General features: G+C 63.0%; 30 protein-coding genes. 22 read left to right on the forward strand and 8 right to left on the reverse strand.

What is annotated here, in order from left to right:
• Positions 1-46: 46 nt before the first annotated feature.
• On the reverse strand, positions 47-961 hold the full coding sequence (locus FHS78_RS02800) for a LysR family transcriptional regulator (RefSeq protein WP_167090113.1): 915 nt from the start codon (positions 959-961) through the stop codon (positions 47-49).
• 132 nt (positions 962-1,093) lie between these two features.
• On the opposite strand from FHS78_RS02800, the gene wrbA reads away from it, so the two are divergent.
• The 3 genes from wrbA to FHS78_RS02815 all read left to right on the forward strand — a co-directional run bounded on the left by wrbA (position 1,094) and on the right by FHS78_RS02815 (position 3,608).
• Positions 1,094-1,708, forward strand: a complete 615-nt coding sequence (gene wrbA, locus FHS78_RS02805) for an NAD(P)H:quinone oxidoreductase (protein WP_167090115.1) — start codon at positions 1,094-1,096, stop codon at positions 1,706-1,708.
• A 167-nt stretch (positions 1,709-1,875) separates the two neighbouring features.
• Positions 1,876-2,586, forward strand: a complete 711-nt coding sequence (locus FHS78_RS02810; protein WP_167090117.1) for a pirin family protein — start codon at positions 1,876-1,878, stop codon at positions 2,584-2,586.
• Positions 2,587-2,615: 29 nt separating this feature from the next.
• Positions 2,616-3,608, forward strand: coding sequence for a glutathione S-transferase family protein (locus FHS78_RS02815; protein ID WP_167090119.1), 993 nt, complete (start codon positions 2,616-2,618; stop codon positions 3,606-3,608).
• On the opposite strand, the gene FHS78_RS02820 is transcribed toward FHS78_RS02815, so the two are convergent.
• Complete coding sequence (locus FHS78_RS02820; protein WP_167090121.1) at positions 3,605-3,985, reverse strand: hypothetical protein; 381 nt, start codon at positions 3,983-3,985, stop codon at positions 3,605-3,607. The two genes, FHS78_RS02815 and FHS78_RS02820, sit on opposite strands and share 4 nt — an antisense overlap.
• 91 nt (positions 3,986-4,076) lie before the next feature.
• Complete coding sequence (locus FHS78_RS02825; protein WP_167090123.1) at positions 4,077-4,559, reverse strand: NUDIX domain-containing protein; 483 nt, start codon at positions 4,557-4,559, stop codon at positions 4,077-4,079.
• Between the two features lie 146 nt (positions 4,560-4,705).
• On the opposite strand from FHS78_RS02825, the gene FHS78_RS02830 reads away from it, so the two are divergent.
• The 5 genes from FHS78_RS02830 to FHS78_RS02850 all read left to right on the forward strand — a co-directional run bounded on the left by FHS78_RS02830 (position 4,706) and on the right by FHS78_RS02850 (position 8,306).
• Positions 4,706-5,626: a hypothetical protein gene (locus FHS78_RS02830; protein ID WP_167090126.1), complete on the forward strand. Its 921-nt coding sequence runs from the start codon at positions 4,706-4,708 to the stop codon at positions 5,624-5,626.
• 73 nt (positions 5,627-5,699) lie between these two features.
• Positions 5,700-6,572, forward strand: a complete 873-nt coding sequence (locus FHS78_RS02835; RefSeq protein WP_167090128.1) for a class I SAM-dependent methyltransferase — start codon at positions 5,700-5,702, stop codon at positions 6,570-6,572.
• Positions 6,573-6,727: 155 nt separating this feature from the next.
• Entirely contained in the window at positions 6,728-7,225 is a 498-nt protein-coding gene (locus tag FHS78_RS02840) for a response regulator (RefSeq protein ID WP_167090130.1), read from the forward strand.
• Between the two features lie 11 nt (positions 7,226-7,236).
• A complete protein-coding gene (locus FHS78_RS02845; RefSeq protein WP_167090132.1) occupies positions 7,237-7,758 on the forward strand; it encodes a hypothetical protein in 522 nt (173 codons plus the stop codon).
• Positions 7,758-8,306 (forward strand): response regulator, encoded by a 549-nt coding sequence (locus FHS78_RS02850; RefSeq protein WP_167090134.1) that lies wholly within the window; start codon positions 7,758-7,760, stop codon positions 8,304-8,306. Before FHS78_RS02845 ends, FHS78_RS02850 begins: the two co-directional genes overlap by 1 nt.
• Here the strand turns inward: FHS78_RS02850 and FHS78_RS02855 are convergent.
• The gene (locus FHS78_RS02855; RefSeq protein WP_167090136.1) at positions 8,263-9,084 is read right to left on the reverse strand and encodes an alpha/beta fold hydrolase; all 822 of its coding nucleotides are present in this window, start codon (positions 9,082-9,084) and stop codon (positions 8,263-8,265) included. The two genes, FHS78_RS02850 and FHS78_RS02855, sit on opposite strands and share 44 nt — an antisense overlap.
• Positions 9,085-9,273: 189 nt before the next feature.
• On the opposite strand from FHS78_RS02855, the gene FHS78_RS02860 reads away from it, so the two are divergent.
• The 11 genes from FHS78_RS02860 (at position 9,274) to egtD (ending at position 21,004) form a co-directional block, all read left to right on the forward strand.
• Positions 9,274-10,410 (forward strand): ferritin-like domain-containing protein, encoded by a 1,137-nt coding sequence (locus FHS78_RS02860; RefSeq protein ID WP_167090138.1) that lies wholly within the window; start codon positions 9,274-9,276, stop codon positions 10,408-10,410.
• Positions 10,411-10,610: 200 nt separating this feature from the next.
• On the forward strand, positions 10,611-12,233 hold the full coding sequence (locus FHS78_RS02865; protein WP_167090140.1) for an acyl-CoA synthetase: 1,623 nt from the start codon (positions 10,611-10,613) through the stop codon (positions 12,231-12,233).
• On the forward strand, positions 12,233-12,712 hold the full coding sequence (locus tag FHS78_RS02870; protein ID WP_167090142.1) for a nuclear transport factor 2 family protein: 480 nt from the start codon (positions 12,233-12,235) through the stop codon (positions 12,710-12,712). The genes FHS78_RS02865 and FHS78_RS02870 overlap by 1 nt, the downstream gene beginning before the upstream one ends.
• A 15-nt stretch (positions 12,713-12,727) precedes the next feature.
• Positions 12,728-13,768 (forward strand): 2-hydroxyacid dehydrogenase, encoded by a 1,041-nt coding sequence (locus FHS78_RS02875; RefSeq protein ID WP_167090144.1) that lies wholly within the window; start codon positions 12,728-12,730, stop codon positions 13,766-13,768.
• Positions 13,769-13,857: 89 nt separating this feature from the next.
• Positions 13,858-15,051 (forward strand): acyl-CoA dehydrogenase family protein, encoded by a 1,194-nt coding sequence (locus tag FHS78_RS02880; RefSeq protein ID WP_167090146.1) that lies wholly within the window; start codon positions 13,858-13,860, stop codon positions 15,049-15,051.
• Between the two features lie 52 nt (positions 15,052-15,103).
• Positions 15,104-16,243 carry an acyl-CoA dehydrogenase family protein gene (locus FHS78_RS02885; protein ID WP_167090148.1) on the forward strand — a complete coding sequence of 380 codons (1,140 nt, stop codon included), beginning with the start codon at positions 15,104-15,106 and terminating at the stop codon, positions 16,241-16,243.
• Between the two features lie 74 nt (positions 16,244-16,317).
• Positions 16,318-16,983 (forward strand): DUF1007 family protein, encoded by a 666-nt coding sequence (locus tag FHS78_RS02890; protein WP_167090150.1) that lies wholly within the window; start codon positions 16,318-16,320, stop codon positions 16,981-16,983.
• 4 nt (positions 16,984-16,987) lie between these two features.
• Entirely contained in the window at positions 16,988-18,040 is a 1,053-nt protein-coding gene (locus FHS78_RS02895; protein WP_167090152.1) for a nickel/cobalt transporter, read from the forward strand.
• A gap of 136 nt (positions 18,041-18,176) precedes the next feature.
• On the forward strand, positions 18,177-18,413 hold the full coding sequence (locus tag FHS78_RS02900) for an AMP nucleosidase (RefSeq protein WP_167090154.1): 237 nt from the start codon (positions 18,177-18,179) through the stop codon (positions 18,411-18,413).
• Positions 18,414-18,735: 322 nt separating this feature from the next.
• Positions 18,736-20,025, forward strand: a complete 1,290-nt coding sequence (gene egtB, locus FHS78_RS02905; RefSeq protein ID WP_167090156.1) for an ergothioneine biosynthesis protein EgtB — start codon at positions 18,736-18,738, stop codon at positions 20,023-20,025.
• Position 20,026: 1 nt separating this feature from the next.
• Positions 20,027-21,004, forward strand: a complete 978-nt coding sequence (egtD, locus tag FHS78_RS02910) for an L-histidine N(alpha)-methyltransferase (protein ID WP_167090158.1) — start codon at positions 20,027-20,029, stop codon at positions 21,002-21,004.
• 6 nt (positions 21,005-21,010) lie between these two features.
• On the opposite strand, the gene FHS78_RS02915 is transcribed toward egtD, so the two are convergent.
• Positions 21,011-21,361 (reverse strand): TraR/DksA family transcriptional regulator, encoded by a 351-nt coding sequence (locus FHS78_RS02915; RefSeq protein ID WP_167090160.1) that lies wholly within the window; start codon positions 21,359-21,361, stop codon positions 21,011-21,013.
• Positions 21,362-21,437: 76 nt separating this feature from the next.
• Between FHS78_RS02915 and FHS78_RS02920 the strand changes: the two genes are divergently transcribed.
• Positions 21,438-22,070 (forward strand): glutathione S-transferase family protein, encoded by a 633-nt coding sequence (locus tag FHS78_RS02920; protein WP_167090162.1) that lies wholly within the window; start codon positions 21,438-21,440, stop codon positions 22,068-22,070.
• Here the strand turns inward: FHS78_RS02920 and FHS78_RS02925 are convergent, their stop codons facing one another.
• From FHS78_RS02925 to FHS78_RS02935, 3 genes are all read right to left on the reverse strand, one after another.
• Entirely contained in the window at positions 22,071-22,673 is a 603-nt protein-coding gene (locus tag FHS78_RS02925) for an exopolysaccharide biosynthesis protein (protein WP_167090164.1), read from the reverse strand.
• Positions 22,674-22,846: 173 nt separating this feature from the next.
• Positions 22,847-24,118 (reverse strand): cytochrome P450, encoded by a 1,272-nt coding sequence (locus FHS78_RS02930; protein WP_167090166.1) that lies wholly within the window; start codon positions 24,116-24,118, stop codon positions 22,847-22,849.
• Positions 24,119-24,340: 222 nt separating this feature from the next.
• Positions 24,341-25,942 carry an ATP-binding protein gene (locus FHS78_RS02935; RefSeq protein WP_167090168.1) on the reverse strand — a complete coding sequence of 534 codons (1,602 nt, stop codon included), beginning with the start codon at positions 25,940-25,942 and terminating at the stop codon, positions 24,341-24,343.
• Between the two features lie 113 nt (positions 25,943-26,055).
• On the opposite strand from FHS78_RS02935, the gene FHS78_RS02940 reads away from it, so the two are divergent.
• On the forward strand, positions 26,056-26,394 hold the full coding sequence (locus FHS78_RS02940) for a GIY-YIG nuclease family protein (RefSeq protein WP_167090169.1): 339 nt from the start codon (positions 26,056-26,058) through the stop codon (positions 26,392-26,394).
• Positions 26,325-26,561, forward strand: a complete 237-nt coding sequence (locus FHS78_RS02945) for a SlyX family protein (protein ID WP_167090171.1) — start codon at positions 26,325-26,327, stop codon at positions 26,559-26,561. Before FHS78_RS02940 ends, FHS78_RS02945 begins: the two co-directional genes overlap by 70 nt.
• The last annotated feature ends 11 nt before the right edge of the window (positions 26,562-26,572 follow it).

Consider the following 26,572-nt stretch of genomic DNA (forward strand, 5'->3'; position numbering starts at 1 on the left):
GATACCGACATGAAAACGGAAAAGGCGGGCCAAGTGCCCGCCTTTTTTATACTTTCTCCCACGGCGCGACGCCCGGTCCGAATTTCTCCACGGCGAAATCGACGAAGGCGCGGACCTTGGACGCCAGGAGATGCGTATGCGGATAGATGGCGTGGAGCCTGAGCGGCTCGTCCTCCCAGTCCGTCATCACCGCTTCGAGGGTACCGTCCCGCAGCTCCTCCCAGACGATGAAATCGGGAAAGAAACCGATGGCACCTCCCGCCTTCAGCATCGGCACCATGGCATCGGCGTTATTGCAATAGAGCTGGCCTTCCCGCTCCACCTCGATCCGCTTGCCGGACGGCGAACGAAGGCGGATGATCTCGGGCCGGGGCTGGATCGAATAGAACATGAAGCTATGGCGCTTCAGCTCGTCCGGCGTTTGCGGCCTGCCATGCTTTTCGAAATAGGCGGGCGCGGCCACCAGCAAGCGGCGCACGGGCGCGAGCTGGCGCGCGATCAGGCTTGAATCTTCCAGCTCCGACACGCGCAAGGAGACGTCGAACCCTTCTTCGATGAGGTCCACACGCCGGTCGTTGAGCGTCAGATCCACCGTGAGGTCCGGATAGCGTTCGAGAAATTCCGGCATGACCTGCGAGAGCTGGCGAATGCCGAAGGTCATTGGCGCATTGATGCGCAGCCGCCCCTGCACCGCACCCTGCACATGGGTGACGCATGCCTCCGCATCGGCCGCCTCCGCCACGATGCGCCGCGCCCGCTCGTAAACCACGGCGCCCGCTTCCGTGACGCTGAGGCGCCGCGTCGTCCGGTTGAGAAGGCGCACGCCCAGCCCCTCCTCCAGCGCGGCGACCTGCCGGCTCACCATGCTTTTGGAAAAATGCAGGCTTTCCGCCGCGCCGGTAAAGCTGCCCGTCTCCACCACCTGCGCAAAAACGGCGAAGGCATTGAGGTCCAATATCATTTTCTCACCATTGAAACAATCTTTTGAATAAATGATGGATTGGAACTCATGAAGAAGCAAATACATTCCGTTCATCGAACAAACGCGACCGCCCCGGCCATCCGGGCCGGACCGGGATCAAAGGAGAGCGACATGGCGGACAAAACGAAAATTCTGGTGCTCTATCACAGCTCCTACGGCCATATCGAAACCATGGCCAAGGCCGTGGCCGAAGGCGCCGCAAGCCAGGCCGACACCGATGTGGCGCTGAAACGCGTTCCCGAAACCATGCCCGAGGACGCGATGAGGAATGCGGGCATGAAGGTCGATCAGGACGCGCCCGAGGCGACGCCCGGCGAGCTTGCCGACTATGACGGCATCATCTTCGGCTCACCCACCCGCTTCGGCAACATGACGGGCCAGATGCGCAGCTTCCTCGACCAGACAGGCGGCCTCTGGGCCAAGGGTGCGCTCACCGGCAAGGTCGGCAGCGTCTTCACCTCCACCGGCACCGGCGCGGGCAACGAAACGACCATCACCTCGTTTCACAACACGCTGATCCATCACGGCATGGTGATCGCAGGCGTTCCCTATGCCGTGGCGGGCGAACTCTTCGATATTTCCGAAGTGCGCGGCTGCTCGCCCTATGGCGCCTCGACGCTGGCGGGCGGCGACGGGTCCCGGCAACCCACGGAAAGCGAACTCTCCGTGGCGAGAAAGCAGGGCGCGCATATCGCCGCCATCGCCCGAAAGCTGAAAAGCGACTGAAAGAACAGTCGGACGAATTGAAGCCCCGCGGAAGGCTCTCCCCCTCCCCCACTTCCGCGAGGCGGCTCCCGCCACACGCTCCGTTCCCCCTGTCTTTGCGTCTCGGGGCGTGTGGCGGCTTCCCTTTCATCCCTCCCCCGCGGCCTTGCGGAGAAAGGAAGACAACCATGATCGAAATTCGCGATTTCGAAAGTCTCGGCCATGCCGACCATGGCTGGCTGGATGCCCGGCACCATTTTTCCTTCGGCCAGTATCGCGACGCCGACCGGGTGGGCTGGGGCACGCTTCGCGTCTGGAACGACGACCGTATCGCGCCGAAGACGGGCTTCCCGCCCCATGGCCATCGCGACATGGAGATCGTCACCTTCGTGCGCAAAGGCGCGATTACCCATCGCGACCACATGAACAATGAAGGCCGCACGAAAGCGGGCGACGTGCAGGTCATGTCGGCGGGCAAGGGCGTGCAGCACGAGGAATGGAACCTGGAAGACGAGGAAACGACCCTCTTCCAGATCTGGATCGAGACCAACCGCCCCGGCATCGCCCCGCGCTGGGAGCAGGCGGCGTTCCCCGAAGGCACACGCAAGGGAAAGCTCGCACGGCTCGCCAGCGGCAAGCCGGACCCCCCGGCGGACGCCCTCTGGATCGCGGCGGACGCCGAGGTGCTGGGCGCCACGCTCGATGCGGGCGACGAGGTGACCCATGAAACGGGCAAGGAGCGCTATCTCTACCTCGTGCCCTCGAAAGGCCATGTAAGCGTGAACGGCGTCGACGTCCCCGAACGCGCGGGCGCCGCCATACGCGATGTCGACAGGCTCGTCATCAAGGCGGCGGAAGATGCGGAATTCGTGCTGGTGGACGTACCGGCCGCCGCCTGACGCCACCGACCGGAGAAGAGGAGAGAAAGATGGGACAGCTTGTAGACGGCGAATGGAAGAACGAAACGACCATTGCCAAAACGAGCGGGGGGCGCTTCCAGCGCCCCTCCTCCGCCTTTCGCAACTGGGTGACGGCGGACGGCCGTGCCGGCCCGACCGGCAAGCCGGGTTTCAGGGCGGAAGCCGGGCGCTATCACCTCTATGTCTCCTTCGCCTGCCCCTGGGCGCATCGCACGCTTCTTTTTCGCAAGCTGAAAGGGCTCGACGACAAGATCTCGCTCAGCGTGGTCGATCCGCTGATGCTCGATGAAGGCTGGACGCTGAAGAACAGCGACGACGCCACCACGGCCGACACGGTCAACGGCAAGACGCGGCTTTACGAGGTCTACCAGCTCGCCGACCCCTCCTATACGGGCCGCGTGACGGTGCCCGTGCTCTGGGACAAGGAAGGCGGCACCATCGTCAGCAATGAATCCGCCGACATTATCCGCATGCTGAACTCGGCCTTTGACGGGCTGGAAGGCGCCGAAGCGGCGCTCGACTTCTATCCGGAAGCCTTGCGCGAGGAGATCGACGCGCTGAATGCCGCCATCTACGACAAGGTCAATAACGGGGTCTACAAAGCCGGTTTCGCCACCACGCAGGAGGCCTATGAAGAAGCCGCGACCGCGCTGTTCGACGAACTGGACCGGCTCGAAGCCCGCCTCTCACATCGGCGCTATCTGACCGGCGACCGGCCGACGGAAGCCGACTGGCGGCTTTTCCCGACGCTTGTCCGGTTCGACCCTGCCTATGTCGGCCATTTCAAATGCAATCTGCGCCGCATTGCCGACTATCCGAACCTGTCGAACTATCTGCGCGACCTCTATCAGGTGCCGGGCGTGAGGGAGACGGTCAATATCGACCATATCAAGCGGCATTATTACGCCAGCCACCGCCACATCAACCCGACCGGCATCGTGCCTGTCGGGCCGGTTCTCGACCTTGAGGCACCGCACGACCGCGACCGTTTCGCAAGCTAGTCCGCCGCGAGCGCCTTGTCGCGCATGAGGAGCAGCCGGTCGACAACCGCGCCGCGATTGCGGCTCTCGCTATAACGGTCCATGCGCGACATGCCGAAATGATAGGTCTTCAGCGCCGCGTCGTCCGATTGCCGGACGGCGCGGTCGAGATCGAGAAAGACGCAGGCCGTGTTCCGGTGGTTCTGGCGCGCAAAATCCTCACAATAGCGCACCGAGGCCCGAAGCATCCGCAATTGTTTCGTGTCGAGCGCCTCCAGCTCGGCCTTGTCGGTGGGCAGCACCGCCCAGTCGATCTCGTCCTGGGCGAGAGCCGGCGCAGGTGCCAGAACCGACACCGACACGGCGATCGCCAGAAAAACACCGATCAGCACTTTCATGTTCAGCCTCCTCGCTTCCATCAAAGCGTCGCCGGACGGGCGAAGCCGGGGAAAGGTTCGCCGCCCTCCATAGGCGACGAAAACGGCATACTCACCAGAACTCGTCCGGCCTGGCCCCTTCGAGAGCCTCGCCGATCCGCCGCCGCGTCCCGGGCGACACGTCTTCCGGCAAACGGTCCGGCGCGAAGAAATCCCACTCGGCAATTTCCCGGTCGGGCGCCCAGTCGCCGCGTTCCCAGGCATCGCTTGCGATGTCGAACAGCGCCACATGGTCCGATTTGAATTCCCGGAAATTGGCATAAATACCCATAAGCCTGGCCTCGCCATGCAGGATAAGGCCCGTCTCCTCCCGCAATTCCCGGCGGACGGCCTCATGCATGGTCTCGGAACGGTCCACCCCGCCGCCGGGCAGATACCAGTCCGCAAGATAGGTATGGCGAACCAGCAGGACGTGCCCTTTCTCATCCCGCACAAGGGCGCGCACCCCCGCCGTCAGCGGGCGGGTCAGCCGCCAGTAAAGCCGCGCCGCGGGGCCGAGAAGACGTTTGAAAGCGAATTGCCTGATCCGGGACATGGGCGAAAGCGTACCCCAAGAAAGGCCGCGGCGCATTTAGCACTCGTCAACCATCTCCGCGCTAGCCTCTTTGCCGGCTACCGGCTGCGATTTCCCGCCGACGGCGGCCGGGTTGCGAGGGTGCGCAGCCAGGGGCAATTGACGATATGAAGATTTTCTCGCGTTTCAGGGCGCGACAGCAGGAAACCGAACCGGTCGAGGCGGCGCCCCGGGCGACGCGGGAGGCCGTGGAACGCGCGCTGCGCGGGACCTCGCGCCACAACGGGTCCGTCTCCGCCGCCGAACTCGGCCAGCGGATCGCAACCTCGCTTTCCACCGTGGAAACCGCCGTGCTCGCCATCGACGCGGTAAGCGACCTGCTGCGCGAAGCCGCCGACCTTGCCTCCGACGCCGCGCGCAGCGACGATCCGGGCCGCCGGGCGCTTCTTGCCGGGCGCTATGACGATCTCAGAAGCGAAATCGACGCGATTGTCGGCTCCGCCTCGCATAACCGCATCAACCTGATCGCCGGGCGCCGCTCTCCCCGGCATCCGGCGAGTTTTGAAATCACGCTGGATATGGAAGGACGGCGCGGCATCGCCCTGCCCATCGTGAACCTCACGACCTCGACTGAAGGCCTTTCCCTGTCCCCGCCCCGCAGCGCATTCGAGTTCGACGAAGAAATCGACATGATCCTGTGCGAAATCGACCGCGCCCGCGATGTGACGGAAAATGCCGCCGCCTGTTTGGCCGATCATGCCGCGCTGGTCGCCGAACGGATCGAGACCCTGCGCTGCGAGGCCGGCGAACGGCGCATCGACTCGAATGTCCCGACCGGCGCCGACACGCCGGAAGACGAGGTACCGATCGGCGAAGGCGACGAGACCGCCCGGGACGAAACGCCGCCCGCGCCCGATGCGATGGACGAAAACATGAGCGTCGTCGAAGACAAGTTGCAGGCCCTGGCGGAGCGGCTGAACCGGCGCGTCAGCGAAGCCGCCGACCGCGCGGCCCAACAACAAGACGAGGCTGCCGGGAACGACGACGACCTGATGCCCGCTCCCGCCGATCCCGACGAAAAGGACTGAGCGTTTTATCCTCGCCTCCCCGTGCTCGCCGCACTAGGCTTGCCCGCAAGAAACACATCGGGAGCGCGTAGATATGAGCGAGCAGACAGTTCCTTCCAATGACGACCAGATCGAATACTGGAACGGCCGAAACGGCGAAAAATGGGTCGCCAACCAGGCCCGCATGGATCTCATTCTCGCGCCTTTCTCGGAAGCCGTAATCCATACCCTCGCGCCCGCTGGCGGCGAACGCGCCATCGATATCGGCTGCGGCTGCGGCGTCACCACGCGCGCCATCGCCGAACGCACCGGCAAGGAAGGCCTGTCGCTCGGCGTCGACGTCTCCCGCCCCATGATCGAACATGCGCGCGCATTGGCGGCGGCGGAAAACAATCCTGCCGAATTCCTGCTCGCGGACGCCTCCAGCCACACCTTCGACGGTCCCGGTTTCGACCTGCTGGCCTCGCGCTTCGGCGTGATGTTCTTTGCCGATCCCGACACCGCCTTCGCCCATCTTCATGGCGCGATGAAGCCCGGCGGACGGCTGGCCTTCGCCTGCTGGCGTCCCCTGAGCGAGAACAGCTGGTTCCACGTCCCGCTTCTTGCCGCGCTCGAACATGTCGAAGCCCCTGAACCGCCTGCGCCCGGCACGCCGGGGCCCTTCGCCTTTCAGGACAAGGACCGCGTGAACGCCATCCTGAAAGGCGCCGGCTTCGGCGGCATCTCCATCGAGCGGCTCGATGTGGAAATGACGATGGGACGGGCCGACGGCGAAACCGGCGACCCGGTAGAGGATGCGCTTTATCAGTCGCTCGAGATCGGCCCCTTCTCGCGCCTCTTCGCCGACCTGGACGACACCGCCCGCGAAAAGGCCGTGGACGCCGTGCGCAAGGCGCTGACCGCCCACAAGACCGACCGCGGCGTGGTCCTGAACGGATCGGTCTGGCTCGTCACCGCGAACGCCTGACCGGGACATTTAAACGAAGCGGTAACTTTACGTCCGGCCTTTGTTAACCAATCCGGTCTATCATCTCCTTGTTGAAGCTGACGTTTTCGCGAGGGCACCGGCAACCGCCGGAACGCGATGCGGCATCGCACGGGTGGGGTATGACGGCACAATCCTTGTTTGAGCCAATCAGCGTATTGGTGGTGGATGACAGCGCCTATATGCGGCAATTGCTGCTCGGGCTGCTGAACGCGCTCGAAGTCGGGAAAACCTTTCTCGGGGCGAATGGCGAAGAGGGGCTGGAACTCTATCGGCGCCATATGCCCGATGTCGTCATCACCGATGCCGCCATGGAGCCGGGCGACGGCTTCGATCTGGTAAAGCGGCTGCGCGCCATCGACTGCGAAGAGCTGAGCACCGCGCCCATTATCATGGTCTCCGGCCACACCGACGTCGCCTCCGTGGAAAAAGCCCGGGATGCCGGCATCACCGCATTCCTCTCCAAGCCCATCTCCGCGGCAACGCTTTACCGGCGGCTTGCCGAAGTCGTGTGCCATCCCCGCGCCTTCATCGAAACCGACACATATCGCGGCCCCGATCGCCGGCGCCGCGACGCGCCTTTCGAGGGCGTAGACCGGCGGCAGGTTGCGGCCCCGCAAGTCGCCTTGCTCTAGGAAAGCCGGACATGCCCGAGAACGATCCCGTCAAAGCATCGCAAAAAGGCGGCGCGCGCATCGTGAAGGTGCCGTCCGTCGCAAAACGCAAGCTGGGCCATGACGTCACCGATCCGGTACGCCTCGATCCGCGCGTCCTTGAAAAGATGCAGGACACGATCAAGGGCCTGGAGTCGAAATATGCCGAAATCCTTTCCGAACAGGTGACGCGCCTGATCGAGCTGTCCGACCCGGCAGCGAATGGCGACGCCCGTTCCGCCGCCGACCTCTACACGATCGCCCATGATATTCGCGGCCTTGCCGGCACCTTCGGTCGCCCTCTGGTCGGCCGCTTCGCCAACCTGCTCTGCACCTATATCGAGGGTCACGACAAGATCGGGCCGCTGGAAAACAGCATCATTCGCTTTCACGTGGAAGCGATCCGCGAAGCGCTGAAAAACCCCGACAGCGACCCCAATCTCGCCTCCGAAACGCTGCGGGCGCTCGAAAACCTGATCATGGCGACGCTCAACCAGAACAGGCTCGCCGGGTGATGCCGACCAGCGAGTCCGACCTCTTCGGCCATCTGAAAATTCTTGTCGTCGAAGACAGCCGCGAAATGCGCCGCCTCGTCGTGGCGCTCCTGCAGAGCATGGGCGTCGGCGACGTGCTGGAGGCGCATGACGGCCATTCCGGCCTGGCCGCCTTCGCCGAACACGCCCCCGATCTCGTCATCACGGACGGCGCCATGGCCCCGATGAACGGTTATGAAATGACGCGCCGCATCCGTAATGCGCACAGCCCGTCCGATGCGAAACCGGCCGTACCCATTCTGATGATCTCGGGCCATCTCGGCCCGGCGACCGTCGAGCAGGCGCGCATCGACGGCGTCACCGACTATCTGGCCAAACCGCTCACCGCCGAACTGCTCTACGAGCGCGTTCTGGCAGCCCTGACGGACGAGCACACCGTTCTGGCAAGGGAAGGCTATGTCGGCCCCCCGCCCAAGCGTCCATTGCCGCTTCGCAGGGCGGACGACGACGAGTTGCGGGCTGCGGCTACCCGGTCACCTCGTCGAGAAACCGTCCGATCATCGGATTGACGGTCTCCGGCGCTTCCCAGAAGGGCGTGTGGCCGAGACCGGCCAGCACATGCACCTTGCCGTCCCAGAGATTCCCGTATGTCAGCCCGACAAGATACTCGTTGTTCACGAAGGGCTCCTTTTCGCCCGTGACGACCGCCAGCGGCAGCGGCGAGGTCGCGACGATCTCCTTCTGGTCCATGTCCAGCCCCGCCATGGCGCTTTCCAGCATCATGGGGCGGAAGCGCCCGTCGGCCCGGATCGCGGCGCCCACCATCCAGTCTTCCAGCGGCACATGCGTGCCGATGCCGTTATGCGCCTGCTGGCGCGCCTCGTCGGGCGTGAATTCGGGCTTGAAGGTGAAGCCCATCTCGTCGGACGGTAGAAAAGCCGCCATCATGTCCTCCGCCGAGGCACCCGTCGGCGGCGTGCCGGTAATCCAGGCGCCCTGCGTCCCCGGCCAGCGCGCCGCCATTTCCAGCGCGATATGCCCGCCCAGCGACCAGCCGATAATGACGGCCTTGCCGACGCCCAGATTGTCGAGAAACTCCATCGCCGCGTCGGCAAACCCGTGAATGGAATAGGTTCTGGAAGGGTCGCGCGCATCCTCGCTTTCGCCATGCCCCGGCAGATCCATCGCGATGAGGCGGTAGGTGGCGCCGAGCTCGCTGTCGAACTGGCGGGCGAAAATCTCTTTCGCCGAGGAATTGCCATGCACCATGAGCACGGCCGGGCCCTGCCCCCCGCTCTCGGCATAGGCGATGCGCCCATGGCTCGTTTCCACCGATTTTTCAGACATGCCGGCCCCTTTTCTGCCTTTGCTTCCGCTACCCAAATGCCCCGGACACAAAAAATGACATATGCGTCACTATTTTTTGCATCCATTAACCTCTACCTTTATAGTGTCTTTCGAGACCAGTACGCGAGCGGGGAGGAGCCGGCTTTCGCGCCGGGCATCCTCCTGCATCCGCAATAGGGCAGGAGAACCATGACCAGCAAGATCACAACCAACATCACCGTCGATGACGCCTATGAGGCCGTCGCCCCCGACGATTTCGGCGCCATGATGGAAGTGGACCGCTACGGCAAGCGCTCCACCGCTTTCGACAAGATCATTTCCGCGACCCACGACCATTTCTGGGATCCGCAGGACCCGAAATATGTCGACTTCTCCCAGCCCTTCGATATGGAGAACGAGTATCTCGTCGACCCCGACCTCTTCGCCGACCTGAAGACCGCCGTGGGCGACAAGCTCGACGAAAAGCAGAAGATCAAGCTCGTCAATCTCGACACGCAGTGGTCGCTCTCCTCCATCCTGCACGGCGAAGCGGGCGCCCTCGCCCTCTCCGCCAGCCTCTGCCACATCCTGAAGGATCCGGGCGCGCAGGAATACGCCGCCAACCAGACGCGCGAGGAAGCGCGCCATGTGGCCGGCTTCTCCAACTACATTAAGGCCCGCTGGGGCAAGCCCGTGGCCGTCGGCCCGGCGCTGGGCAACATCCTGACGGACATCGTGAATTCGCCGCTCGTCTGGAAGAAGCTCGTCGGCATGCAGATGCTGGTCGAAGGCCTCGCCATGGGCGCCTTCGCGACCTTCTACAAATCCGGCCGCGACCCGCTGATGGTCCAGCTCATGCAGCTGACCATGACGGACGAAGCCTTCCACCACAAATTCGGCAAGATCTGGGCCGACCGCACCATTCCCAAGCTCGACGAAGAACAGCGCAATGCGATCGAGGACTGGGCCTGGGAAGTCTTCCAGGTGCTGCTCTTCAATCTCGGCTCGCCCGAGCAGAAGAAGCACATCTACGAAGCCGTCGGCCTCGACTGGGAATGGGTGCAGGGTGCCTTCATGGAAGCCATGACGGACGCCAACATCCGCGAAGAGATGCAGGAATCCACCAATATCTTCCGGGTGCTGATCAAGACCCTTCTCAAGGCCGGGATCATCACCGACCGCACCTCCATGAACTATGCCGCCTTCATCGACATGAAGGAACTCTATGGCGAGGGCGACCGGATGATCGGCGACGACATCGCCGAGGAAGGCATCAAATACCTCATGCAGCTGAACGGCCAGGAGGGCGGCGCCTACTCTCTCGACAAGATGACGGCCGCCGAATAAATCCGGCTCATACGACAAAAGACAAGGCGGCGCTTTCGGGCGCCGCCTTTTTTGTCGCGCGACCGCACCTTGCTGACATTCCTGTAAAGCAACAGGGAGATGACGCCGCCGCGATTCCCGTTATCATGTCGCCCAAAGAAATCGGGGAAGCGGGCATGAACTCCGCTCCCGGCAAGAACAAGTCTTTGGGAGGAATAACAATGGCCTGGAATTTCGGGGACATTCTCGACGCAATCTCGCCCGAGCTGCCGCAGGACGCCCCTGCCCTCATTCACGGGGAGCGTGTCATCACCTGGGGCGAGGCGACCGAACGCTCCAACAATCTGGCCCGCGCCATGCTGGATCGCGATATCGCGCCGGGCGACAAATGCGCCTTCTATATGCGCAACCGCCCAGAATACAGCGAATTGCTGATGGCCTGCTTCAAGGCACGGCTAACGCATGTGAACGTCAACTACCGCTACAAGGCCGGCGAAGTCCTCTACATCTTCGATAATTCCGACGCGACCGTGGTGGTCTATGGTTCGGAGTTCCGCGACATCATCGAGGAAATCCGCCCGCAGCTCACCAAGGTGAAGCTCTTCATCGAGATCGCCGAAAGCGCGGATGCGCCGATCGCCTCCTTCGCGGAGAACTACGAAAAGCTCGCCACCGCCGGCAATGGCGAAAAACTCGATATCGAGCGCTCGCCCGACGACATGCTCTTCATCTATACCGGCGGCACGACCGGCATGCCCAAAGGCGTGATGTGGACGCATAACGCGCTGCGCGAAGTCCAGCTTTCGGCACTGCGCCGCCTCGGCCCCGCGCCGGAAACCATGCCCGAACTCATCGAGACCATCCGGACCGAAGGCCCCGGCCAGATCATGATCCCGGCCTGCCCGCTCATGCATGGCACCGGCCTTCTGACCGCGCTCGGCACCATCGTCAGCGGCGGCTGCGTGGTAACGCTGGATGCGCCCTCCTTCGAGCCGCACGAGATGTGGGAAGCGGTCGACCGCAACAAGGTGAACTCGCTCTCCATCGTGGGCGACGCCTTTGCCAAGCCCATGTTGCGCGCGCTGCAGGAAAAGCCCGGCGCCTACGATCTCTCCTCCATCGCGACCGTCGTTTCCTCCGGCGTGATGTGGAGCCGCGACGTCAAGAAGGGCCTGCTGGAATACATGCCCGAAGCCATCATGACCGACAGCTTCGGCGCCTCCGAAGCCGTGGGCCTCGGCTCTTCGCTGATGACGAAGGACGGCGAAATCAACACGGCAAGCTTCCAGATCGGCGAACGCTGCAAGGTCTTCGACGAAAACGACGAGCCGGTAGAACCCGGCTCCGGCAAGCCGGGCTTCATCGCGCTGGGCGAACCCATTCCGCTCGGCTACTACAAGGATCCGGAAAAGAGCGCCAAGACCTTCAAGACCGTCCGGGGCGAACGCTATTCCATTCCCGGCGACTGGTGCCTGGTGGAACCGGACGGCACGCTGACGCTGCTGGGCCGCGGCTCCGTCTGCATCAACACGGCCGGAGAAAAGGTCTATCCCGAAGAAGTCGAGGAAGTGCTGAAGCTCCACCCCGACGTGGAAGATGCACTGGTTGTCGGCATCCCCGACGAGAAATGGGGACAGGCCGTCACCGCCGTCATCCACCTTGCGCAAGGCGCAAAGTTCGACGAGGAAGCCATCCGCGTTCATGTCCGCGGCAATCTGGCGGGCTACAAGACGCCCAAGCGCGTTCTGGTCGGCAATGCCGTTCCCTTCCGCGCGCCCAACGGCAAGGCCGACTACAAGTCCGTTACCGCCTTCGCCAAGGACGAACTGGGCGTTCCGGCGTGATGACGCAGGACGAGTTCGCGAAGCTGCTTGCCCGTTTCTGCGCCGCCGCGACGGCCGGCGACGGGCAGGCCTTCGCGGCCTGCTTCACCGAGGATGCGGTCTATCACGACTACATCTATGGCGATCACAAGGGCCGCGAAGACATCGCCCATATGATGTCGCACCTGTTCCATCGCGACGCGCGCGACTATGACTGGCAAATGTTCGACCCCGTCTGCAACGGCGATCTCGGCTATGCCTGGTCGCTCTCGAAATTCACTTCCACCGTGCCGGAATATGAGGGCAACAAGGTGGTGATCGACGGGATGAGCCGCTTCCAACTGAAAGACGGGCTCATCGCCGATTACCGCGAAAGCGTGAATGGCGGCGTCGCCATGGTACAATTGGGCGTCGAGGAACCGAAGGTCTGCGGCGTGTTGCGCAAATGGGCGCGGCAACTGAAAGAGCAGCCCGAAGTGCGCGACTATCTCTCCGACTAGCCGGAAGCCTGCCCCATGAAACTCGCCCTGCTCGGCCAGACCTGCGCCGACAATCTCGATCATTTGAAAACCTGCCTGACGAGCGACTGGGAGATCGGTCTCTGGCTCCCCGACGATCCGCTCGACAAGGGCGAAGCGCTGGTGGGCGGCGCAGACGCCGTCGTCGTCGGCTCGGACACGCTCGTTTCCGGCGGCGCTTTCCAGCTTATCCCCAGGGCGGAAAAACTCCGGCTCTTCCAGATCCCTTTTGCGGGCTATGACTGGCTGAAGCCCGACAGCCTGCCGGAGGGTTGCTATATCTGCAATGCGCTCGGCCATGAACAGACCATGGCCGAATTCATCGTCGCAAGCCTGCTCGAATGGGAAATCGGCTTCCGCAAGCTGGATGCCAGCTTCCGCGCCGGTTCCTGGAAATATCAGGGCGCAAGCCGCGACCCGGAATCGCTTCATGGCGAGGTCTATGGCAAGACGCTGGGGCTCTTCGGCTATGGCAGCATCTCCCGCGAAACGGCAAAACGCGCCAGCGCCTTCGGCATGAAGGTCTGCGCCATCGCCCGGTCCCCCCGCGAGACGACGCCCGAGCATCTGGACTGGATCGGCACGCGCGAGGACATGCCCCGCCTGCTGGCGGAGAGCGACTACATCGCGCTTGCCTGCGATCTCAACGACGAGACCCGCCATGCCTTCGACGCAGCCGCTTTCGCCCAGATGAAACCCGGTGCCGTGATCGTCAATGTCGCGCGCGGGCCGGTCGCCGAAGAGGAGGCACTTTATGCCGCGCTGGCCGACCGGCAGATCGCCGGCGCCATCATCGACACCTGGTACATCTACCCGAACCGCCCGCTCCCCGGCGGCACGCCTGAGCCTTCGCCCCGCCCGTCGAGATTTCCCTTTCACGAGCTGGACAATCTCATCATGACACCGCACTGCTCTGCGCACACGGTCGGCGCGGACCTGCGTCGCTGGGAGTCCATCGCCCGCAATCTCGATGCGCTGGCGGCTGACCGCCAACCCGAAACCGTTGTTATGCGCGGGACACGGAAGCTGCAAATCTGAACAGCTTCGCATCGGCCGGACGATTTGCCGCCTGCCCCCCGGCTGATAAAGTAGCGGCCAGATAAAAACTCAATATCAGTGAGGATTTAATGGAAGCGCTCGAAACATTCCGCCAGGAAGTGAGGGAGTGGCTCGAGGCAAACTGCCCTGCCTCGATGCGTACCCCCATGCCGGAAGAGGAGTCGCCCTGGGGCGGCCGCAATCCGAGCTGGCCCAACCCGGATTCCAAGGTGTGGCTCGACAATATGGCAAGCCGCGGCTGGACCGCGCCCACTTGGCCGAAGGAATATGGCGGCGGCGGCCTCTCCAAGGACGAGAACAAGATCCTCCAGCAGGAACTTCGCCGCATCAAGGCGCGTCCCGCGCTAATGAGCTTCGGCATCTGGATGCTTGGCCCGGCGCTTCTCGAATTCGCCAATGAAGAGCAGAAGAAGAAATATCTTCCGCCCATCGTGCGCGGCGAAATCCGCTGGTGCCAGGGCTATTCGGAACCGGGCGCGGGGTCGGACCTGGCCGGCCTTCAGACCAAATGCGAGGACAAGGGCGACCATTACCTCGTCAACGGCCAGAAGATCTGGACCTCCTATGCCGACAAGGCCGACTGGATTTTCGCGCTGGTCCGCACCGACAGCACCAAGAAGCATGAAGGCATTTCCTTCCTGCTGATCGACATGGCGACGGAGGGCGTGGAAGCGCGACCCATCACCATGATCTCCGGCGCCTCGCCTTTCTGCGAGACCTTCTTCACCGACGTGAAGGTGCCCAAGGACCATCTGGTGGGCGAACTCAACAAGGGCTGGACCATCGCCAAGCGCCTGCTGCAGCACGAGCGTGAAATGATTTCCGGCATGGGGCTCGGCGGCTCGCAGTCCGGCGCGAGCCTCGGCGGCCTGGAACAGGTGGCCAAGGAATATTTCGGCGAGGAGAACGGCAAGGTGGCAAGCCCCGCCCTGCGCGATCACATCGCCCAGCAGAAGATGGACGGACGCGCCTTCGCGCTTACCCTCCAGCGTTCTGCCGAGGAAGCCAAGGCCGGTCACGGTCCCGGCGCCGCCTCCTCGATCTTCAAATATTACGGCACGGAGCTGAACAAGCGCCGCTATGAGCTGCTGCTGGAAGTTCTCGGCACGCAGGGACTGGGCTGGGAGGGCGAAGGCTTCACGCCCGACGAACTCGGCGTCACGCGAAGCTGGCTGCGTTCCAAGGGCAATTCGATCGAGGGCGGCACCTCCGAAGTGCAGCTCAACGTCGTGTCCAAGCGCGTACTCGGACTGCCGAGCTGACATTCGGCTTTCCCAAGAAAAATCAGAACATCAGTCCCGGGGACGATAACAAATGGCATTGGTACTCACCGAGGAGCAGCAACTGCTCCGCGACACGGCAACACAGTTCTTTCAGGAGCGCGTCGGTATCCAGAACCTGCGCAAGCTGCGCGACGAAAAAGACGAAACGGGTTTCGACCGCGCGATCTGGAAGGAAATGGCGGATCTCGGCTTTGCCGGCATCATGATTTCCGAGAAATACGGCGGCACCGAATTCGGCCCGGTGGGCCTCGGTCTCGTGCTGGAACAGGCCGGCCGCGTATTGGCGGCAACCCCTCTCGTTTCGACGGTGCTTCTCTGCGGCAGCGCGATCCAGCTCGCGGGCAGCGCCAACCAGCGGCAGGAACTTCTCACCGCCATCGCCGCGGGCGACCGCGTCATGGCGCTGGCGCTGGAGGAAGGGCCGCATCACAACCCCACCCGCATCGCCACCAAGGCCGAAACACGTGGCGACAGCTATGCGATTTCGGGGAGCAAGACTTTCGTGCTGGACGGCCATGTCGCCGACCAGCTTATCGTCGCCGCGCGCACAAGCGGCGGGGAAAACGATGCCAACGGCATCACCCTCTTCCTCGTCGACCGGAAAGCGCCGGGCGTGAAAGTCACCCGCACCCATATGGTGGACAATCGCAACGCGGCGAATATCGAGTTCGACAATGTGGAAGTCTCCGACGACGCCGTACTCGGCTCTCTCGACGGCGGCTATGACGTGCTCGAACAGGTGCTGGACATTGCCCGTATCGGCCTCTCCGCCGAGATGATGGGCCTTGTGCAGCAGGTCTTCGACACGACGCTCGAATATCTGAAGGAACGCAAGCAGTTCGGCGTCCCGATCGGCTCCTTCCAGGCGCTGCAGCATCGCATCGCGCACCTCTTCTCGGAGCTGGAACTCTGCCGCTCGGTGGTGCTCGAGGGGCTCACCGCGCTGGAGGAACGCCGCAACGACGTGCCGCAGATCGCCAGCCTCGCCAAAGCAAGGCTGTCGGACACGGCCCGCGTCATGACCAATGAAGGCCTTCAGATGCATGGCGGCATGGGGATGACCGACCAGTTCGATGTCGGCCTCTTCATGAAGCGGGCCCGCGTGGCCGCCGCCACGCTGGGCGACAGCAATTTCCACCGCGACCGCTATGCGACGCTCGACGGCTTCTGATCGTCGCAAGGCCACGCTGTAACTTGACCTGCCGCCATTCTCCGGGCTTTTTAAAGCTCTGGAGGTGGCGGCAGATGCGTTTTCACAGGTGGTTTTGGGCCCTTTGGGCGGTTTCGGCGACGGCATTCTGGGCTCCGACGCCCGCCGGGGCGCATCCCCATGTCTGGATCGACATGAAAGTAGGCGTCGTCACGAATGCCGACCGGCAACTGGAAGCGCTTCGTATCCACTGGACCTTCGACGAGTTCTACTCCGCCTTCGCGCTGGACGGCATCGAGAAGGACGAAGCCGGCCACTATCCGCAAAAGGTTCTGGACGAACTCGCCCAGGTCAACCTGACCAATCTGAAGGAAGTGGATTTCTTCACCGAGATTTCGGCAGACGGCCGGAAGCTCGCACTCGGCAAGGCGAAAGATCCCGTATCGAGCTGGAACGAAAAACAGGGCCGGCTGACGCTCACCTTCACCCTGCCGCTGGAAACACCTCATGCGGCGCCCGTTCAGTTCCGCATCTACGATCCGAGCTACTACATCTCCATCGACTATCCGGAAAAAGGCCGCGGCACCGAATTCCTCGCCGGCCCGCACGAGAACTGCGAGATCGCCGTCACCACGCCCAATGTCGAAAAAGTCTGGCTGAACCTGCCCGAAGCCGCCTTCACCGGCGGCAGCGCCACGGTGGGCGAAGGCTTCGGCGCCCATTTCGCCTCCACGGCCACACTCACCTGCAAGGACGCCTAACCGAATGCGCAAGCTCGCCATGGCCCTGCTTGTCCTGTCCGGCCTCATCGCAAGCGGGCTTTCCTCCCCCGCAACGGCCGCAAGCCCTTTCGCGGCACCGCCCGGCGCACCGGCCCAATCGGCCGCTCCGGCCGCTCCGGCCGCTCCGGCCGCCAGCGGCACCGGAGACTGGTTCGGCAGGTTCACAAGCTGGGCCATCGCACAGCAGCAGGTCTACTATCGCCAGCTCGCCGGCGCGCTGCGCAATTTCAAACTGCAGGGCTCTGCCGCCGCCACATGGACGCTCGTCACCCTCTCCTTCTTCTACGGCATCTTCCATGCCGTGGGGCCGGGCCACGGCAAGGTGGTCGTCACCTCCTATCTGCTCGCCGATGAGCGCGATGTGAGGCGCGGCGTCCTGCTCGCCTTTCTCGCCGCCTTCATGCAGGCGGTGACGGCGATCGTGCTGGTCGGCATACTCGCCCTGGTGCTGGGCTTCACCATGCGGGCCACGGCCGATGCCATCCCCTATGTCGAAGGGGCGAGCTTCGTCCTGATCGCTGCCATGGGCCTCTGGGTCATCTGGCGGGGCATTTCCCGGCTGCGCGGCAAGGGGCACCACCACGCCCATTCTCACCACGGTCACGAACATCATCATGACCATAGCCATGACGGCGAGGAATGCGCGGATTGCGGACATGCCCATATGCCGGCCCCCGCCGATCTCAGGAAAACGGAATCCCTCGCGGAAATGGCAGGCATGATCCTCGCCGTGGGCCTGCGCCCCTGTTCCGGCGCCATTCTGGTGCTGCTTTTCGCCCTCACCCAGAGCGCCTTCCTGGCCGGGGCGCTGTCGGCCTTCACCATGTCGCTCGGTACCGCCATCACCGTATCCGCGCTTGCCGTAGCGGCGGTCTCCTCGCGCGGCCTTGCCATGCGCTTTGCCTCCGGCCTGGACAACCGCTGGACCGGCTATCTGGAGGCGGGGCTGATGCTTGTCGGCGGCGCCGTCATTCTGATCTTCGGCCTCCTCCTGCTGGCCGCCCTCGTGACGGAGCCGGCAAGGCCGTTTATATAAGGGCCACGCCGGAGCGCAGCCTTCCGGGCGCCGGGCGCGCCTATCGACAATGAAGCCCCCCCGCCCCATACTGCGCCCGATCCCGTGCCGCCTCGCGCGGCACCCCGCCGGTAGACCGAATGAGCAAGAGACAACAATGGCTGACGACACCAAGACCGACCTGCCCGAACGCATTACCGTTCTCGCCCGCGACTTCACGCCTGCTGCCATGGAATTTCACCGCCGCAACATGAGCGAGAAGGGCTACCGGATGGAAGGCCAGATCGTTCAGCGCAAGTTTCAGATGATCGAGGGCATGGATGCGCCCAAGGATCTGTTCGACGGCGAGCTGTTCTACGCTGTGACATTTGTGCGAAAGAACGTCGAAAGCTGACGCAGCGGCGATTCGCGATATCGCGATCCACGACGCGCCGCCCCACCGGGCGGCGCGTTGTCGTTTCGGCTTGCGCAAGGCCTCCATCGCCGCGTCACGCAATTTTTTGCTGCGTTTTCCGCCATATCGCCTCGTCCGCCCCGGTCGCCACTGGCAATTCCGGCGCGGGACACTATCTGAAGGCGACCGGAAAACCTGCCTTTTCCTCGCGCATATTTGACAGCGGCAGGCCCCAAAGCGAGGCTATGTCCGCTTCGCACACGCAGCGCAATTCGGCGCGCTGGAAACGAAAAGACGAAGGGCAGACGAAGAAGGAGCCCAGATGTCCGAAACGGCAACGCTCGGCAGCGACGCTACGGATCGCCACCGGCCCGACGCGACCGACGAGACGAGTTCCGCGCTCGGCCACGCCTTTGCCCGTGTTCGCCAGCGCACGGAAGAATTGACGGCTCCCCTCTCCGCCGAAGACCAGACCATCCAGTCCATGACCGATGCCAGCCCGGCCAAATGGCACAGGGCGCATACGACATGGTTCTTCGAGACCTTCCTGCTCGTGCCGCATGCGCCGGGCTATGAGGTTTTCGATCCCGATTACAATTTCCTCTTCAACTCCTATTACGAAGCGGTCGGCGAGCGGCATGCGCGCCCGCGCCGCGGCATGATCACCCGCCCCGGCATTGCCGAGATCGCCGCCTATCGCGCCCATGTGGACGCCGCGATGCAGGCCTTCATCGCCACATGCGACAGTGCCCTCTATCCCCTGATCGAGCTCGGCCTCAACCATGAGGAGCAGCACCAGGAGCTGATCGTCACCGACATCAAGCATGCCTTTGCGGAAAATCCGACTTTTCCCGTCTATGCCCCCGACAGCAACGCCGATCGCGTGGAAAAGGCCGCGCCCAAACTCGGCTGGTTCGAGGTCGAAGGCGGCGTCTACAGCATCGGCCATGAAGGCGAAGGGTTTGCCTATGACAATGAGACGCCCGCGCATGAGACCCTGCTGCGGGATATGCGCATCGCCTCGCGCCCCGTCAGCACCGGCGAATATCTCGACTTCATCGCCGATGGCGGCTACGAGCGGCCCGAATTCTGGCTGTCCGACGGCTGGGCGACCGTGCAGAACGAAGGCTGGCGAGCGCCGCTCTACTGGCACAGGGACGGCAATCTCTGGATGACCTACACGCTGCACGGCCTCCAGCCCGTGCGCGAATGCGAACCCGTCACCCATGTCAGCTATTACGAGGCCAACGCCTTTGCCGCATGGGCGGGAAAACGCCTGCCCACCGAAATGGAACGCGAGGTCGGCGCGCGCCTTCATGGCGAGAAGGACGAGCTTCTCCCGCAAGCCGGTATCCACCCCCGTCCGCTCGCACCCGGCTTTACCCAGGATGTATGGGAGTGGACGGAGAGCGCCTATCTGCCCTATCCCGGGTTCAAGCCCGCCAAAGGCGCTGTCGGCGAATATAACGGCAAGTTCATGGTCAACCAGATGGTGCTGCGCGGACGCTCCTGCGCCACACCGCCCGGCCATCAGCGCATTTCCTATCGCAATTTCTTTCCGGCCTCAGCCCGCTGGCAGTTCAGCGGCTTCAGGCTCGCCGAGGATCTCTGACATGAATTCGACCGTCCCCCTCCTGGAAAAGCTTCAGGACATGGAACCTGCGCGCGACGATTTCCTCGACAGCGTCGTCGAGGGGCTGAACGCACCGCAAAAGCACCTTCACTGCAAGTTTCTCTATGACGAGGAAGGCTCTCATCTCTTCGACGATATCTGCGAGCTGCCGGAATATTATCCGACCCGCACCGAGATCGGCATTCTCGAAAGCCATGCGCCCGACATTGCTGGCGTCATCGGCCCGCGGGCGCAGATCGTTGAATTCGGCTCCGGAGCGGGCATCAAGATCCGCCTTCTCCTTTCCGCGCTGACGGATCCCGTAGCCTATATGCCCGTGGAAATTTCCCGCGAGCACTTGCTGGCAGCCTCGGCAAGCCTTGCCAGCGATTTTCCGGCGCTGCGCATCGCCCCTGTCTGCGCCGACTATACCGAGCCCTTCACCCTGCCTGCCCTGGAAGGCGAGGCGCCCGCCAATATCGCCGGCTTCTTTCCCGGCTCGACCATCGGCAATTTCACCCGCGACGAAGCGGTGAAGTTTCTGGCGCTGACGCGCCGCCTGCTCGGCCGGGACGCCACCATGATCATCGGCATCGACCTGGTGAAGGACATCGACACACTACGCGCCGCCTATAACGACGCAAAAGGCGTGACGGCGGCGTTCAACCTGAATTTTCTGAAACGGATCAATCGCGAACTGGGCGCCGATTTCGACCTCGCAGCCTTCGATCACGATGCGCGCTGGAACCCCGAGCTGGAACGCATCGAAATGCATCTCGTCTCGAAGCAGGATCAGACGGTCGCCATCGGCGGACATCGCTTCGCCTTTCGCAAGGGCGAGACCATCCACACCGAAAGCTCGCATAAATACCGCATAGAAGGCTTTCGCGCGCTGGCCCGGGAAGCGGGCTACGAACCCGAACGCGTATGGACGGACGAGCGGAACTATTTCAGCGTCCACGCCCTTCGCGCGGTCTGACGGGCTCTACTTCGCACAATTGATGCAGGTCGGGATGGTCGGGTCGGCCTTCAGCCGCTTTTCCGAAATCCCGTCGCCGCAGGTCACGCAATAACCGTACTCGCCCTCATCGATACGCTCGATCGCGGCCTCGATGCGCAAACCTTCCTGGCGGCGGCGCTGTTCGGAGGCCTTCGCCATGGCCTGCATCTGCATCGCATCCATACGCGACAATCGCCCCACCGATTGCTGGTCGAGCGCAACCGGCTTGCGGTCGTCGGCCGAGGTTTCGCGGCTTGCCTGCAACGCCTTCAGCCGGGCGGAAAGCTCCCGCCGCAGCGTCGCCAGCTCGTCATCCGTCAGGGGTCGATCACTCATTCGTGAAGTCTCTCATAATCGTTTGGCGCCCGCACCCCGTCTGCGCCACGATGCGGCCAGCAACAAAGGACACGCCATGATCACGCTTCACCATCTCAACAATTCCCGTTCCCAGCGCATTCTCTGGCTGCTGGAAGAACTCGGCCTCGACTACGACATTGCGCTCTACCAGCGCGACAGCGAAACGCAGCTTGCGCCGCCGGAGCTGAAGGCCGTGCACCCGCTCGGCAAATCGCCCGTCATCACCGACGGCGAACGCACCGTGGCGGAATCGGGCGCCATTATCGACTATCTCGTCCGGACCCATGGCAATGGCCGCTTTCGGCCCGAGCCGGACAGCGAGGACTTCCTCGACTATGAGCATTGGCTCCACTTCGCGGAAGGTTCCGCCATGTTGCCCTTCCTGATGGGACTGTATGCGGGCCGTCTGGGCGAGGCGGCCGAGCCTCTCTGGCCGCGCATCTTTTCGGAGATGGACAATCATCTGAGCTATATGGAAAACGCGCTCGGACAACGCGCCTACTTCGTCGGCGACGATCTCACCGGCGCGGACGTGCAGCTCACTTTCGTGCTGGAGGCAGCCGACGCGAACGGGCTTCTCGACAACTACCCGAACCTGAAACGCTACCTCGCCGCCATGCAGGCCCGCGACGCCTATCAAAGAGCAATCGAACGCGGCGGCCCCTATGCGCTCGGGACCCGGCGCTGACTACATGAGGAAATGGTGGAAGCCGAAGAAGATGGCCAGGATCATGGAGGCGGAGACGGCCAGCGAGACGACGCACAGCACCGTTCCCGCCGCCACGATCAGCCCGTCATGCTCCACCAGCCCCACGCCGACGATGAAGAAGCAGACCGCAGGCAGCCACCCGCTGAACGGGATCGGGACGCATAGATTGAGCGCGGTGATGACGTAAAGCACGCCGACGACACGTTCGGCCGGGCCTTCGAAGAACCAAAGCATACGCCGCCGCGTCATGCGGGACAGCACCCGGGCGATGGGCAAGACATAGAGAGCCCCGGCCCGCCACTTTTTGCGTCCGAAAGATCGGTTGGTGATGAAATCCGGCAGCCAGAGGATCTTGCGGCCCAGCGCCATCTGCACGGAAACGAAAACGAGCGGAAGCCCCAGCAAAAGGTTCGAGCCCGGCGGCAGCGGGAGCATGTTCAAAAGCCCGCCCATGACGAAACCCCAGCCGAAACTGCGGTCCCCGAGCGAGGCCAGAATGTCTCCGAATGTACTTTCGTTCGGCCGCTTCCGTGTGCCGACCTGCGCGAGGCCCCGAAGCGTTCCGCTGCGTCTTTTTTTCATGTCTGCGCCGTTATACCCGACGCCCGTTAAAGGTACGTCAGCAAGGCGTTTAACACGTTTGATCGCACCGCGTCACCGCAGGATTGCCGCGCCCCGGGGAAGACAACGAAAAACGGGCCGGCAACAGCCGGCCCGTTTCGGGACATTACGGTAATGTCAGTCCAAAACCGCGATCAAAGCGGGTGGACCTTCACCGGAAGCGTCTCATAACCCTTCACGAAGCTCGACAGGATGCGCGTGGGCTCGCCCACCACTTCGACCTTCTTGAAGCGCTTCAGAATTTCTTCCCAGATGATACGAAGCTGCATCTCCGCCAGGCGGTTGCCCACGCAGCGATGGATGCCGTAGCCGAAGGACATGTGCTGGCGCGCCCGCGGACGGTCGATGATGAACTCGTCCGGCCGGTCGATGACTTCCGGGTCGCGATTGCCCGAGACGTACCACATGACGACCTTGTCGCCCTTCTTGATCTGCTTGCCGCCAAGCTCGGTATCCTCAAGCGCGGTGCGGCGCATATGGGCAAGCGGCGTCTGCCAGCGGATGATCTCCGAGACCATGTTCGGGATCAGCTCCGGGTTCTCCAGCAGCTTCTTGTATTCGCCCGGGTTCTGGTTGAGCGCCAGAACACCGCCGGAAATGGAGTTTCGGGTCGTATCGTTGCCACCCACGATGAGCAGGATCAAATTGCCGAGATACTCCATCTTGTCCATGTTCCGCGTCGACTCGCCATGCGCCAGCATGGAGATGAGATCGTTGCCCGGCTCGGCGTTCACACGCTGGTTCCAGAGGCCAATGAAGTAGTCGGCGCATTCCAGAAGCTCCGCCTGACGGGCTTCTTCCGACTCGACGAGACCGGAGTTGAGATCGGCCGTGGCCACATCGGACCAGCGCGTCAGCTTGCGGCGTTCCTCGAACGGGAAGTCGAACAGCGTGGCAAGCATCTGGGTCGTCAACTCGATCGACACGCGGTCGACCCAGTTGAATTCCTCGCCCACCGGCAGTTCATCGAGAATCTTGCCCGCGCGCTCGCGGATCAGCCCTTCAAGTTTCGCCAGATTGTCCGGCGCCACGATGGGGCTCACCACCTTGCGCTGTTCGTCATGCTTGGGCGGGTCCATCGCGATGAACATGGGGAGGGGGAAATCGTCCTCCTGGTCGCGAATGGTGATGCCGCCTTCCGACGAAAAGATCTGGTGGTGCGTATCGACATGCATGATGTCGCGATATTTCGTCACCGACCAGAAGGGACCGTTGTCGCTCTCCGCGCAGTAATGCACCGGGTCTTCCGCGCGCAGTCGTTCGAAATATTTCCAGTGCGCATCCTGCTTGAAGAGAATGCCCTGCCCCACATTGATCTGGTCAAGCGGCAGCGAATAGGGGTCGGGAACGCCCGGCGCAATTTCATTGGCCGAACTCGTGCTGATATCGACGGCAGCTTCGCTCATTCTTTCCTCCGGTGCCTCAACGCCGCGCCGCCGGCTTCGTGCCAGTTCTCCGCTGCGTTAGCCTATCCAAATGTGTAGTCAAGATACGCAAAATATACACGAAAATGACGCCGGTGTCAGCAATTGATTATTGGCGCAAATCCGCCGCTTTTCCGCGCCGGATGCCGGCTCGATCCAGGGGATGAGCCCCTGCGAGAGGCCTGCCGTGTGAATGAGATGAACTCAGTCGGCGGCCTGGACCTTGCCCGGCCAAAGCACGCGGCTCATTTCCGCGGCCAGTTCCCGCTGGTCGATGGGCTTGGCCACATATCCGTCCGCCCCCGCATGGATATAACGGGCACGGTCGCCGGTCATGGCATCCGCCGTCAGGATGACGACCGGAACGGCCGACCACGCTTCCCCGGCGTCCCGCATCTTGCGCACCGCGTCGATACCGTCCATCCGGCGCATATGCGCGTCGAGCAGTACGATGTCGAACTCGTCCTTGCCCAGGACATCCAGCACTTCGTCGCCGTCGGAAATTTCGGTCACGACGGCGCCATGGGGCTCCAGAAACAGGCGCACCAGCTTCCGGTTCAGAGGATGGTCGTCGGCAATGAGGACCCGCAATCCGTCCCGCCACCCGCTTTCGGCGACGGGCTCGCCGTCCCCCGCCTCGCCGCCCGCCGGATACTCGGCCAGGGTTACTTCCTCCGCCACAAATGTCAGTGTAAAGAGCGAACCCTTTCCGGGGGTGCTGACAACCGTCACCTCGCCCCCCATCAGTTCGGCAAGCTGTCTGGTAATCGCAAGGCCGAGCCCCGTCCCGCCATAGGTCTGGCCGATCGTGGCATCCGCCTGGGAAAAGGGCTGGAAGAGACGGCCCATCGTTTCCTCGTCCATGCCGATGCCGGTATCGCTTACGGCCACGGCGATCCGCCACATGCCGTTTTCGTCCGCGGGCTGCGCGGAAACCCGCAAGCCCACCTCGCCCTCGCCTGTGAACTTGATCGCATTGGACAAAAGGTTGGATACGCATTGGCGAATGCGGATCGGGTCGAACATCAGCCGCAGCGGCACGTTCTCGTCGACGGATGACGCCAGCGATATCCCCTTCTCCTGCGCGCGCGGCGTCCAGATACGCATCATGCGGTGAATGACGACATTGATGTCCTTTTCCACCGGCGCGATCTCGAAACGTCCCGCCTCGATCTTCGACAGATCGAGCAGGTCGTTCAACATCGCCATCAGCACTTGACCGGAATCGAGGATCGCCGCGACCTGTTCGCGCTGCTCCTCCTCCAGTCTCGCCGATCCGAGTATCTGCGCCATGCCCAGCATGGCATTGAGCGGTGTCCGAATTTCATGGCTGATATTGGCGAGGAAAGTGGACTTCGCCTTGCTGGCCGCTTCCGCCGCCTTGCGCGCGGCCTTGAGTTCCTTTTCGTGCTGGCGCAGCTCGGTGACATCCGCGCCGACGGCGACCTTGCGTCCGCCTTCAAGGGGCCGGAACATGACCTGCATGACACGCCCTTCCGGCGTCAGCAATTCGATCGCCTCGCCGCGATCGAGCGTGTCCGAAATCCGGTCCGCCGTAGCGAGACAATCTTCCTCGCTCAGGTCCGGAAACATCGACCGAACCGCGGTCCGCGTCGCGTCCCGAAAATTCTGTCCCCGGTCCAGCGCTTCGAATGTCGCCGCGAAATCCTTCTCCGAGCGCGAATTGGCGAACAGCACCTTGTAGTCGGCATCGTGAATGGTGAAGCCGTCAGGCCATTCCGCCGCGCCTTCCGCAATGATTGCGTTCAGCTCGGCAACCGATAAATCTGTGCTGCGCCGTGTCATAGCCCGGTCCCTTCCCTCGCGCGAAAGCTACTCGACCGGGGTTAACCTCGCGTAAAATAGGGTCTTTCTCCCGGCCTCGCATCGAATCGGGCCGCCGGCCTATAGTCGCTGACATGACAAAGCCTTGGTTTCTCTATCTTCTTGAGTGTCGCGGCGACCGCCTCTACACAGGCATCACCGTCGATGTCGAAGCGCGTTTTCGTGCCCATCGCGAAGGCCGCGGCGCCAAGTTCACCCGCGCCTACCGGCCGGTGCGCATATTGATGACGCAGCGCTATGAAACGCGCTCGGAAGCCTCGCGAGCCGAATATGCGGTGAAGCGTCTCACACCCGACGCGAAGAGAAACCTCGCCCGCCAGAACGCCTATCAGGGAAACAGCCCATGTCCGGAAACGGAAAAGAAAGCCCGGCCGACGCGGAAACGCGCATCGCCGACCTCGAAATCCGGCTGAGCCATCAGGAACAGACGATCGAGGAACTGAACGAAACCATCGTCAGTCAATGGCGCGAGATCGATGCGTTGAAACGCACACTCGGCTTTCTCCATGAGCGTATGGAAGCCGTCGAACGCGATAGCGGCAAGCCCGCCGGTCAGGAACCGCCTCCCCCGCATTACTGATCCCCGACCGG

Source organism: Parvibaculum indicum (assembly GCF_011762095.1).
Lineage (GTDB): Bacteria > Pseudomonadota > Alphaproteobacteria > Parvibaculales > Parvibaculaceae > Parvibaculum > Parvibaculum indicum.

What these genes read in the sequence shown, in the direction of transcription:
- FHS78_RS02820 (WP_167090121.1), bottom strand. Translation starts at nt 3,985, where the DNA reads ATGAAAGTGCTGATCGGTGTTTTTCTGGCGATCGCCGTGTCGGTGTCG.
- FHS78_RS02930 (WP_167090166.1), bottom strand. Translation starts at nt 24,118, where the DNA reads ATGAGCGAAGCTGCCGTCGATATCAGCACGAGTTCGGCCAATGAAATT.
- FHS78_RS02940 (WP_167090169.1), top strand. Translation starts at nt 26,056, where the DNA reads ATGACAAAGCCTTGGTTTCTCTATCTTCTTGAGTGTCGCGGCGACCGC.
- FHS78_RS02845 (WP_167090132.1), top strand. Translation starts at nt 7,237, where the DNA reads ATGCCCGAGAACGATCCCGTCAAAGCATCGCAAAAAGGCGGCGCGCGC.
- FHS78_RS02870 (WP_167090142.1), top strand. Translation starts at nt 12,233, where the DNA reads ATGACGCAGGACGAGTTCGCGAAGCTGCTTGCCCGTTTCTGCGCCGCC.
- FHS78_RS02895 (WP_167090152.1), top strand. Translation starts at nt 16,988, where the DNA reads ATGCGCAAGCTCGCCATGGCCCTGCTTGTCCTGTCCGGCCTCATCGCA.
- FHS78_RS02900 (WP_167090154.1), top strand. Translation starts at nt 18,177, where the DNA reads ATGGCTGACGACACCAAGACCGACCTGCCCGAACGCATTACCGTTCTC.
- wrbA (WP_167090115.1), top strand. Translation starts at nt 1,094, where the DNA reads ATGGCGGACAAAACGAAAATTCTGGTGCTCTATCACAGCTCCTACGGC.
- FHS78_RS02800 (WP_167090113.1), bottom strand. Translation starts at nt 961, where the DNA reads ATGATATTGGACCTCAATGCCTTCGCCGTTTTTGCGCAGGTGGTGGAG.
- FHS78_RS02830 (WP_167090126.1), top strand. Translation starts at nt 4,706, where the DNA reads ATGAAGATTTTCTCGCGTTTCAGGGCGCGACAGCAGGAAACCGAACCG.
- FHS78_RS02925 (WP_167090164.1), bottom strand. Translation starts at nt 22,673, where the DNA reads ATGAAAAAAAGACGCAGCGGAACGCTTCGGGGCCTCGCGCAGGTCGGC.
- FHS78_RS02815 (WP_167090119.1), top strand. Translation starts at nt 2,616, where the DNA reads ATGGGACAGCTTGTAGACGGCGAATGGAAGAACGAAACGACCATTGCC.
- FHS78_RS02880 (WP_167090146.1), top strand. Translation starts at nt 13,858, where the DNA reads ATGGAAGCGCTCGAAACATTCCGCCAGGAAGTGAGGGAGTGGCTCGAG.
- FHS78_RS02825 (WP_167090123.1), bottom strand. Translation starts at nt 4,559, where the DNA reads ATGTCCCGGATCAGGCAATTCGCTTTCAAACGTCTTCTCGGCCCCGCG.
- FHS78_RS02935 (WP_167090168.1), bottom strand. Translation starts at nt 25,942, where the DNA reads ATGACACGGCGCAGCACAGATTTATCGGTTGCCGAGCTGAACGCAATC.
- FHS78_RS02810 (WP_167090117.1), top strand. Translation starts at nt 1,876, where the DNA reads ATGATCGAAATTCGCGATTTCGAAAGTCTCGGCCATGCCGACCATGGC.
- FHS78_RS02865 (WP_167090140.1), top strand. Translation starts at nt 10,611, where the DNA reads ATGGCCTGGAATTTCGGGGACATTCTCGACGCAATCTCGCCCGAGCTG.
- FHS78_RS02850 (WP_167090134.1), top strand. Translation starts at nt 7,758, where the DNA reads ATGCCGACCAGCGAGTCCGACCTCTTCGGCCATCTGAAAATTCTTGTC.
- FHS78_RS02920 (WP_167090162.1), top strand. Translation starts at nt 21,438, where the DNA reads ATGATCACGCTTCACCATCTCAACAATTCCCGTTCCCAGCGCATTCTC.
- FHS78_RS02890 (WP_167090150.1), top strand. Translation starts at nt 16,318, where the DNA reads ATGCGTTTTCACAGGTGGTTTTGGGCCCTTTGGGCGGTTTCGGCGACG.
- FHS78_RS02885 (WP_167090148.1), top strand. Translation starts at nt 15,104, where the DNA reads ATGGCATTGGTACTCACCGAGGAGCAGCAACTGCTCCGCGACACGGCA.
- FHS78_RS02945 (WP_167090171.1), top strand. Translation starts at nt 26,325, where the DNA reads ATGTCCGGAAACGGAAAAGAAAGCCCGGCCGACGCGGAAACGCGCATC.
- FHS78_RS02915 (WP_167090160.1), bottom strand. Translation starts at nt 21,361, where the DNA reads ATGAGTGATCGACCCCTGACGGATGACGAGCTGGCGACGCTGCGGCGG.
- FHS78_RS02860 (WP_167090138.1), top strand. Translation starts at nt 9,274, where the DNA reads ATGACCAGCAAGATCACAACCAACATCACCGTCGATGACGCCTATGAG.
- FHS78_RS02875 (WP_167090144.1), top strand. Translation starts at nt 12,728, where the DNA reads ATGAAACTCGCCCTGCTCGGCCAGACCTGCGCCGACAATCTCGATCAT.
- egtD (WP_167090158.1), top strand. Translation starts at nt 20,027, where the DNA reads ATGAATTCGACCGTCCCCCTCCTGGAAAAGCTTCAGGACATGGAACCT.
- FHS78_RS02835 (WP_167090128.1), top strand. Translation starts at nt 5,700, where the DNA reads ATGAGCGAGCAGACAGTTCCTTCCAATGACGACCAGATCGAATACTGG.
- egtB (WP_167090156.1), top strand. Translation starts at nt 18,736, where the DNA reads ATGTCCGAAACGGCAACGCTCGGCAGCGACGCTACGGATCGCCACCGG.
- FHS78_RS02855 (WP_167090136.1), bottom strand. Translation starts at nt 9,084, where the DNA reads ATGTCTGAAAAATCGGTGGAAACGAGCCATGGGCGCATCGCCTATGCC.